The 8,174-nt window shown below is 54.0% G+C and carries 9 protein-coding genes; 7 read left to right on the top strand and 2 right to left on the bottom strand.

Annotated features, from left to right (window positions below; genetic code table 11):
* The first annotated feature begins 198 nt into the window (after nucleotides 1-198).
* Together HXY34_13995 and HXY34_13990 are read left to right on the top strand one after the other, a co-directional pair.
* Nucleotides 199-1,116, top strand: coding sequence for a hypothetical protein (locus tag HXY34_13995; protein ID NWF97245.1), 918 nt, complete (start codon nucleotides 199-201; stop codon nucleotides 1,114-1,116).
* A gap of 135 nt (nucleotides 1,117-1,251) precedes the next feature.
* Nucleotides 1,252-1,722, top strand: a complete 471-nt coding sequence (locus HXY34_13990) for a hypothetical protein (protein NWF97244.1) — start codon at nucleotides 1,252-1,254, stop codon at nucleotides 1,720-1,722.
* Here HXY34_13990 and HXY34_13985 read toward each other — a convergent pair.
* Nucleotides 1,719-2,792: a bifunctional phosphoglucose/phosphomannose isomerase gene (locus tag HXY34_13985; protein NWF97243.1), complete on the bottom strand. Its 1,074-nt coding sequence runs from the start codon at nucleotides 2,790-2,792 to the stop codon at nucleotides 1,719-1,721. The two genes, HXY34_13990 and HXY34_13985, sit on opposite strands and share 4 nt — an antisense overlap.
* A gap of 177 nt (nucleotides 2,793-2,969) precedes the next feature.
* Here HXY34_13985 and HXY34_13980 point away from each other — a divergent pair, with 177 nt between their 5' ends.
* From HXY34_13980 to HXY34_13960, 5 genes are all read left to right on the top strand, one after another.
* Complete coding sequence (locus HXY34_13980; GenBank protein NWF97242.1) at nucleotides 2,970-3,476, top strand: hypothetical protein; 507 nt, start codon at nucleotides 2,970-2,972, stop codon at nucleotides 3,474-3,476.
* Between the two features lie 3 nt (nucleotides 3,477-3,479).
* Nucleotides 3,480-4,127, top strand: coding sequence for a hypothetical protein (locus HXY34_13975; GenBank protein ID NWF97241.1), 648 nt, complete (start codon nucleotides 3,480-3,482; stop codon nucleotides 4,125-4,127).
* A 66-nt stretch (nucleotides 4,128-4,193) separates the two neighbouring features.
* Nucleotides 4,194-4,868 carry an HAD family hydrolase gene (locus HXY34_13970; protein NWF97240.1) on the top strand — a complete coding sequence of 225 codons (675 nt, stop codon included), beginning with the start codon at nucleotides 4,194-4,196 and terminating at the stop codon, nucleotides 4,866-4,868.
* Between the two features lie 227 nt (nucleotides 4,869-5,095).
* Nucleotides 5,096-5,548, top strand: coding sequence for a hypothetical protein (locus HXY34_13965; GenBank protein ID NWF97239.1), 453 nt, complete (start codon nucleotides 5,096-5,098; stop codon nucleotides 5,546-5,548).
* A 1,260-nt stretch (nucleotides 5,549-6,808) separates the two neighbouring features.
* Nucleotides 6,809-7,261: a hypothetical protein gene (locus tag HXY34_13960; GenBank protein NWF97238.1), complete on the top strand. Its 453-nt coding sequence runs from the start codon at nucleotides 6,809-6,811 to the stop codon at nucleotides 7,259-7,261.
* Nucleotides 7,262-7,324: 63 nt separating this feature from the next.
* Here the strand turns inward: HXY34_13960 and HXY34_13955 are convergent, their stop codons facing one another.
* Complete coding sequence (locus HXY34_13955; protein NWF97237.1) at nucleotides 7,325-8,089, bottom strand: hypothetical protein; 765 nt, start codon at nucleotides 8,087-8,089, stop codon at nucleotides 7,325-7,327.
* Nucleotides 8,090-8,174 lie beyond the last annotated feature (85 nt).

The raw sequence follows: 8,174 nt of genomic DNA, 5'->3' as shown, positions 1-8,174 counted from the left end.
GAGGTCTCATGATGTGTCGAGCCGACCTCGAGCTCTCCGTTCCCGCACGGAGGTATATAGCATCACGCAGCGATGTCCAAGACCGTCCAACTTCTGGGCAGCTGCTGCTAACCCATGGTGTTCTGATGCCCACAACAGCGACCGAGAAGTCAGTGGAATAGTATCCAGTCGGGAGTCGGAACCAACGAATCCAGACGAATGGTTACGCTAAAGAGCTGCTATATAACCCGTGCCTACTACTTTGTATCTGTGAGCGCGACAAGTCCCGACCGAAAGCGGCTGCTTCTGCTCTCTTCCCTTCCTCTCATCATCGGCACTCTCATAGCGAACGGCGCCGTAAGTGCTGGTACTCTGGGTCAACAGGGACAGGCACACGAACTAACAATCGGTGCTGCTGTTCTGCAGGCAGCAATCTCGACACTTGTCGGAATGCTTGTCGTACTGTCGCTTCGTTGGGTTCTGCAGAGCAACAGAGGAGCCAGGCGGCTTGCGGTGGCCCTGCTTGTATCACCGATGTTAGGATTCGTGTCCATCTTCATCGGCCAATCTCTCCTGCTCGTCATGTTCAAGGGAGCCGCAGGCGTATTTGAGAGCGTAGTCCTCGTGCTATCACTAGGCGTTTCAATGATATCAATCGTACTGCTGCTGACTGACGTGATCCCGCCAATGCTTCGCAACTTCTTCGTGGCATTCTATGGCTGCATATTCGGCACCTTTCTCGCAATCACAATGGTCACTTCAACCATGATTGTCTTGGTTCTATCTTTGGCCATTGAGGACGTTGCCCTTACTAGATATAACCCTGCAGCACACCCTGAGTTCATGGTAGACGCAGTTGGGTCTGACCCATTCGACTATACCCGCGTTCAGTCGCAGGGAGTGACCGTTGGAGTTGGTGACTATGTGACCTTCTCCTTGGTTGCCTCTCACGGTTTCGTGTTCTTTCCGGGATACGTGTGGTTGATGTCTGTTCTCCTCGCACTCTTGGGTTTCGCGGTCAACACACTGGTGTTGGCAGAGGAAGGTAAGAGTCTCCCCGCCATTCCTCTTCCTGCTCTTCTCTCCGTGTTTCCTTGGCTGGTTCACATGGTCACCTTTGCATTGCTCACCGTCTAGAATCACAGAGCTGCTCTGAGCAAAAGCCAGATATCTGTCGTTTCCAGCCGACAAGGTCGATCTAGAATGATAACGGGCACCAGACCACAGAATGCCATTGTCCTTGTGACTATCATATTGGGCCTGGTTGGTGGAATGAGTCTAGCTGTCAATGCGAGCTACTTCTCCGGCAGCTACATGCTCGTAAGCCATCTCCAGATAGACCTTGAAGGAATCACCATTTCGAACTTCGACCCGATGAACATGACACGCGATCCCACTATTGAACTCCTCTTCAGTTTCTCGGCGCCCCAGACTGGTTCGGGTGAGGCCACGCTGTCCTCGATGCATGCTGTCGTCTACCTCAACGATGACCACCTGAGCTATCCAACATTCAGGAGGATATTTGTGGGCACAGAACGCATTGTTCAGTCTGGTTACCAGAGGAACTTCACGCTTGGTTCTGTTGTTAAGGAGGACCCCGATAAGCAGACACTCATCAATGCGGCGGCATCCGACAACTGGACGTTCGCTGTGCAGCTGTACCTGTTGTATCACATTCTTGGCTCGAGGTCTGAGACCGTCCGGATTCTTGCGTTCACCTACGAAGGCTACACCGGCGACTAGCTCTGAGATAGGATTGATTTCAATCTGCGAATCGAGTGCACATTCAGTGGGTCCACCCCGCGAAGTTCTGCTAGTCTCAGTGACACCCTGTCAAGCAGCAGTGTCATCGCCAGTGCCTCTTCCAGTGAATCCTCCGTATGCACGCGGAGGCAGAGCGGTGCCAGTCCTTGTTCGGTCATGATAGTTTGAGTGGCTTGGAGTCTTGCTCTTGTCTTCTCGGTCTCGAAGCGGCTTCTCAGTATGATTGGGAGGAAGTCTGCCTCCGAAAGAGCATGGTACGACTCGATCTCATTGTGGTTCGCCTCGGGCACTTCAGAGAAGAACGCTGCTGCCTTGGCATTCTCGTTAATCTGACACTTGGCTCGATACGCTACAGCAGTCATGTGCTCTGACCCATAGAATATCGGAATCCTGCCACTCATCAGTGCCGCAAGAGTGTCTACTGAAGGCGCATCTGCGAACACGCACTCAGCCTCTCTCTCGAGCCTGTACGAAACGCGTGTGAAGTCGTAATCGTTGCTACCTATCACCGCGGAAACGAGAGGATGTACGATTGAGATCATGAGCGGCAGAGCCGCCCTTGGTTGAAAACCCTGTGGAACGAGCTGTGTCCGAGTAGCTTGGAGCATTCGAGTCATCTCTCCGCCAGATGTGACCCCAAACACGGAACATCCACGGTCCAATGCCTCTCTGGTTGCATACAGCGTTTCTTCGGTCGACCCTGAATAGCTGACACAGATGACGCACCACTGGGAATCTACTGCTTTGGGGAGCCAGTATCCTCTGGTTGTAACGATGGGAATTGCTGACAGGGGTGACAGCACCGCTCTGCTAATCTCGCCAGCAATCGCACTGCCCCCCATTCCAGCGAGGCAGACTCCCCTGCATGATGGGCGAACCAGCCGTGCTGCCTCCAGCAGACCTCTGTCCGGGCGCATTGCTCTTAGCAGCCTGGGAAACCCTTCTATCATCGATGCCATGCTGGCTGTGTCAATGTCATGATGCGTACCAATCAACTTGATTCGACATAGACCCGTACCAACCCCCTTTTTTACTTCCGGTGATGCCATCCGAGTCTGACTGCCGCCCATTATGAGCTGAGTCGGTTACCACACACCATTGTCCCTGTTAGCCACGGGGCAGTCTCTGCGACACTGACTGCATCTTAAGGTGATTTGTGAACAAAGCCACTTACGCAAAAAGATAATACGTGTGTCTTCTGTTGCTGCGCACTGTAGTGACGTAGCATGGGTCTGATGAGAAGTGCGGCCGTGAAGGGCCTGATACCTGCTGGATCGAAGGTGACCGAGCTCAGACAGAATCTCATTCGGCTAATGTCTGAGATGAGCACTGTGCTGGACGAGCGTCTTGGTGCACAAGGTCTCGAGGCCATATCTGAAGTGTTCCGTCGCTTGGGCAGTCAAGATGCCAAGACCATGAGCGAGCGACTGGGCCTGGGGTCCACGTTGCGAGATGCTGTTGATGCTTGGCTTGTGATTGGTCATGTGATGGGAGCCAGAATGGTTCCGAAGTGGGTCAGTAAGAATCGTGTGGAGACCACCCATCCGTTCTGTCCGCAGTACGAGTCTTTCAAGGCAAGAGGTAAGCTCTATTGCGGCGCCGTGTGTCTCCCATATGTAGGTGCGGTCGCTGAGGGAATCTGCCCCGGAATTCGAATGGAAGTGGTTCGCCCTGCCGACGAGAATGGGACGTGCGTCAAAGCTCTCTCCTTAGACACGGTTGGACGAGAGTGAACAATGATCAGTAGGCGCGTTGAGTTCTGTGTTGATGACGCAAGACTGAGTGGTGTCCTTGCAACAGAGTCCGACGAGAGCAAAGGCCTGTGCATCTTACTTCACCCCCATCCGCTATATGGCGGGGACATGGATAACCACGTCATCGCCGCACTCGACGCAATGCTCCTTGGTCTGGGTTACTCAACACTGAGGTTCAACCAACGAGGATTCGCTCATACCGCGGCATCATTCAGAGGTGTTTCAGGAGCCGTCAGCGATCTCCTTGAAGTGGCACGACAAATGAAGGGGAAGGGCGGGATGCAGACAGTGGGGCTTGTGGGATACTCCTTCGGTGCCTCTGTGGCCCTATGCTCTGCGGTTCGAGAATCCTGGTCCTTTCTGGTTGGCCTGAGCCCATCGATGCAATTGTTAAGCGAAGCCTGCACACCGGTGTCTCTCGCGCCTGTGCGATGCCCTGTCCTTCTCTTCCATGGCTCTGACGATGTCATAGTCCCGCCAAGTGACTCGGAGTCCATAGTGAGCCTGATGAGGCATAACAGAGTCCGGCTTGTGCCTATGGTGGGAGTGGACCACTTCTATGGTCTCGGCATGTCTGTCGTGTCACAGGAGCTCACAATCTTCCTTCGTGGACTGGAGTCCGAGTTGTGAGTGCATGCTCCATCTCACAGCATCCTTTAAGAGGCCCGGCGCTCGTCATGGCGACCGGTTGAGTCCATGCTCAGAGCGGCAGTGTTCGACCTCGATGGAACCATCACCAAGCTCACACTTCCGCTGGATGCGATGCGCAGGGACACGAAGAACTACTTCCTGACGAGAGGTCTCCCCCCTCACATTCTTGACCCTGACGATGGAATATCAAGCTCGACCCAGAAGGCAAGGGCGTATTTTCTCTCCAGAGGACTCTCAGAGGATGCGTGGCTGAAAATGGAGCGAGAGGTTGACGACCTTCTCAGCAGACATGAAGGCCTTGCCGCAAATGGGGTTGAACTCATAGAGGGCGCTCTCTCTGCAGTCCACAGGATTCGTGGGGCTGGACTGAAGACCGCGATACTCACGAACAATGGCCGTGTCGCAGTCAATATGATCCTTCAGCGAGTTCCCCTTGACGAATACTTCGACATCATTCAGACGCGGAACGAGTCGCCCAGCCCCAAGCCCTTTCCTGAGGGAATTGTTCACCTTCTTACAAGGCTTGGCGTGCGGATTGACGAAGCAGTCTACGTTGGCGACGCGCGCATAGATGCCGCAGCGGCTGCACGTGCAGGGATTGAGTTCATCGGCGTTGCCACCGGTGAGACCTCTGCAGAAGTACTCCGGAGTGTGGGTGCCACTCACGTCTTCTTGAGCCTCGAGTCCGTGGCGGACCACATACTTGGTCGTCTCAGTTGATGTGCGGAGAGAGCAGAGTCCGTTTGTTAAGCGGATACTGTAGGATGAAGTACTCGATTCGTGCGTCGAATGCTACAGCGTCCTGCGCGAAACATCTGAAAGAGACTGTGCCTGAGAAGACGCAAATGAAGGCTTTACAGCAGGTGTATGTTGTCCTCTATCTGCTTCCCCCGCAGCGCTAGGTTATATATCTCGCAGCCGATTGTGTACCGTGCGCGTGTGATTCGATGCCGACTAGTCACGCCCTTGAAGCACAGGATGGAATGATGAATCTCGATCAGGGTTCGTACATGCTTCTGTCCTCCGCCACCGGCGCGTTCTCATGTAGGTATTCGACGATTCCTCGGACATGGAACCACATAGACCGGCCTCATGTGGCACTTCTCCTGCTCAGGAATGGAGGCGTCGTGTATGTCCTGTTGTCGGAGCCCACCCGAGATGATCATGCCAGTAGGCCGTGGCTTGCCGTGGCTGACCTTGACAGGCTTCCAAACGGTTCTGTCATCGAGGTGCGGTACAGTTCGACGCGATTCTCATACTATCGCAAGGACGACAGGGTGTGGACAAAGGTTGCAGAGTCGATAAGCCCGTTCTTCATCGACATCTTCAGCGGCGGCACGGCGCCGGTCTCTATCGAGGCATTCGAGATGTACTCAGATGCAGAGGTCTCGATGACCTAGAGGGGTATGTAACTGGTACGTGGAGCAGGGAGGGGACCTTTCCTCTCCCTTTGCATCACATGTTTATGTGGAGTACTTAGCAAGGTCAGCAGCAGCTGCCCAGAAGCTGGACGGTCTGGGACATCACTGCTTGGTACTCACATGCCTCCGTGCGTAAACAGAGCGACGGAGGTCGACTGGACACATTGTGATGCCTCTTCTCGAGAAGCGACACCAGTGCCGCTTCCTGGGTGCGACGGGACTTCTGTGTCAGACTCCCTGCAACTAAGAATGAACGGTTATGAGGCTCGAGGAGCGCTCCAAAAGAAGGTTCGCTTTGGTTGCTTGAGGAGGAGAGGATGTACGCACTTATCGTGCTATCAGGATTCAGGAGGGATGCTTACCATCGTAGGATGGTGGAGGGTTTTGAGCGTTCCTCATGAGCCTCAATTGCTTACTACGCAGCAAGTGCCTTATAAGAGTTGTGATATTCGCACTCGCCCATCGGAAACCCTGCGACTCTCGCAACACACCTCGCTCATCATCTGCTTGTTGTCGTCTCGTCACCGCACACTCATTTCGCCGAATGACACGTACATGTTTCACATGATCGGGACTGCTACAGACTAGTTCTCTCCTCTGCAGAATCCTTACACTTGTACCTCATCCCCGTGACTGATTCTGTGGCATCGCTTCAAGATACACTTATATGCTATTATGATATGATACTATACGAAGGGGACTTTCACCTAACCGCTCTCTCACGACCCCTGTCCACCTGACATCTTCTTCTCAAGGTCCCCTGTGCTCTATTCCGCAGAGAACTCGGTCCACCAGGCATCCTCACATAGCGCATGTCTGGATGCTGATGACCACTGAGGATTGACCAAGTCTGGTACCGTTCATTCTTAGTCGGACAAAGTTGGACACAGGAGTCTTGTCACTCCCAGGATACGGCACTGGGGTCACTCCTCGAGGTCTCATGATGTGTCGAGCCGACCTCGAGCTCTCCGTTCCCGCACGGAGGTATATAGCATCACGCAGCGATGTCCAAGACCGTCCAACTTCTGGGCAGCTGCTGCTAACCCCAACTCAGATTGGCACTTACTCCCTTGCTTATGCACAGGTGTGCAGTGTTCTGGTTCGATTCCGAGGAATAGTGTGAAGCATGCAACAGCAGTGTCCGCGTTTGCACGCTGCAACACACGAGAATCTGCAACAAGCGCTCTGGGGGAGCAAGCTTTAAAGGAGATACCACATGCGCGGTAGCGGAGAAGCGCGATGGCAGTTGCTAGAAAGGCCGTTGAGAGTACACTGAAGAGGATTCTGAGATACACCGCTGAGATCACGCTGTCGATTGTGCTTCTTGTCATGGTGTGCTTGCCTCTAGTGTTTGTTGTGCCCATGTGGATTCAGCAGTTTGGTCTAGGTACTAGCCCATCCAGTCTACTTGTAAATCCCGTGGCATGGTTTGGCACTGCTGGCGCAGTGGTAATCACGGTGCTTCTCACCATTCTCAGTGTGGTCCTTGGTTACGCAACCCTCAGCAAGATGTCAGCTCCCCCCGGGGGCGCACGTGCCGAGATTGTCGAGGGCGAGAGACCATCATCGGAACCAAGCGAGGAAACCAGTGACGAGATTTCAGACGAGACCGTTTCTGCGACTAAGGACGTAGGTAGCTCCGCGGCTGAGGATACCGACGTGGTTGCTGACGAAGAGGATGAAGAGGTCTGACCACCGAGACTGCTGCTTTCCGGTTTTGTATGCTGACATCGCAATGATGTACAAGTCACATCATCATACGCCTAGACTTGCATCACCACGGAATCGTTTCAGAATCTCATCAGCGAGCTTGCGGTCTGAGGATGCTATGAAGCTCATTCTCTGTTCAATGTCGATGGGCAGTCGCATTCGAGAGCCCGACTCATTGATCACATATCCGCCCGCCTCCTCGACCATGTGCGTACCACAGATGTGCACTATGGGCAGAATCCCGCGAAGGTCAACCATCGCATCAAGTGCTCCACAGGCAGTCCAGCACAAGTCCAGCAGGTTGCTTGCTGAGCGTCGCATGTCCCTGACTGCAGCCAACACTCTCGCTGATGCGGTCATGAAATCAATGTCGTATGGCTTCTTGGTGTCGTACGACACTATCGCCTCCTCGATGGGTCTCTCTGATGCGACCCTCACGTGAGCACCGTTTCTTGTCACGCCCTCTCCTCTCTTGGCGACAAAGGTGTCGTCTGTAAAGAAAGACCTAACAACGCTGACTTCCACGTCGTCTGTCGTCATTCGATTCGAGAGGTGGACCAGCGATACGCCTGCAGAACACAGAGGGATTCCTCTCTCAACATTGGTTGAGCCATCGACAGGATCAATGACCGCGAGATAGTCCGCGTCTTCTCGGTCTCTGAGGAACCCTCTCTCTTCCGAGAGGATTGCCAGTCGCAGACCCGAGGATGTCAGTGTATCAATGATTTCGCTCTCGGCCATCTCATCGAGGACCAGTGTACTGTCGCCGAAGAGGTTAGTTCGGCCTGAGTGGTCTGTGGCCCTAGTCATGTTTGAGGTGACTGCTGACCGAGCTCGCTCCACTGCACGAAGAAGAATGTCCGCCGTGCGCATGTCATTCAGCAGTCCGCCTGCC

It is taken from the genome of Candidatus Thorarchaeota archaeon (assembly GCA_013388835.1).
GTDB lineage: Archaea > Asgardarchaeota > Thorarchaeia > Thorarchaeales > Thorarchaeaceae > JACAEL01.
This window is presented reverse-complemented; position numbering and strand designations above follow the sequence as displayed.

Bases quoted from the DNA above. Each gene is read 5' to 3' on its own strand.
- HXY34_13995 (NWF97245.1), top strand. From the start codon at position 199: ATGGTTACGCTAAAGAGCTGCTATATAACCCGTGCCTACTACTTTGTA.
- HXY34_13990 (NWF97244.1), top strand. From the start codon at position 1,252: ATGAGTCTAGCTGTCAATGCGAGCTACTTCTCCGGCAGCTACATGCTC.
- HXY34_13985 (NWF97243.1), bottom strand. From the start codon at position 2,792: ATGGCATCACCGGAAGTAAAAAAGGGGGTTGGTACGGGTCTATGTCGA.
- HXY34_13980 (NWF97242.1), top strand. From the start codon at position 2,970: ATGGGTCTGATGAGAAGTGCGGCCGTGAAGGGCCTGATACCTGCTGGA.
- HXY34_13975 (NWF97241.1), top strand. From the start codon at position 3,480: ATGATCAGTAGGCGCGTTGAGTTCTGTGTTGATGACGCAAGACTGAGT.
- HXY34_13970 (NWF97240.1), top strand. From the start codon at position 4,194: ATGCTCAGAGCGGCAGTGTTCGACCTCGATGGAACCATCACCAAGCTC.
- HXY34_13965 (NWF97239.1), top strand. From the start codon at position 5,096: ATGCCGACTAGTCACGCCCTTGAAGCACAGGATGGAATGATGAATCTC.
- HXY34_13960 (NWF97238.1), top strand. From the start codon at position 6,809: ATGGCAGTTGCTAGAAAGGCCGTTGAGAGTACACTGAAGAGGATTCTG.
- HXY34_13955 (NWF97237.1), bottom strand. From the start codon at position 8,089: ATGACTAGGGCCACAGACCACTCAGGCCGAACTAACCTCTTCGGCGAC.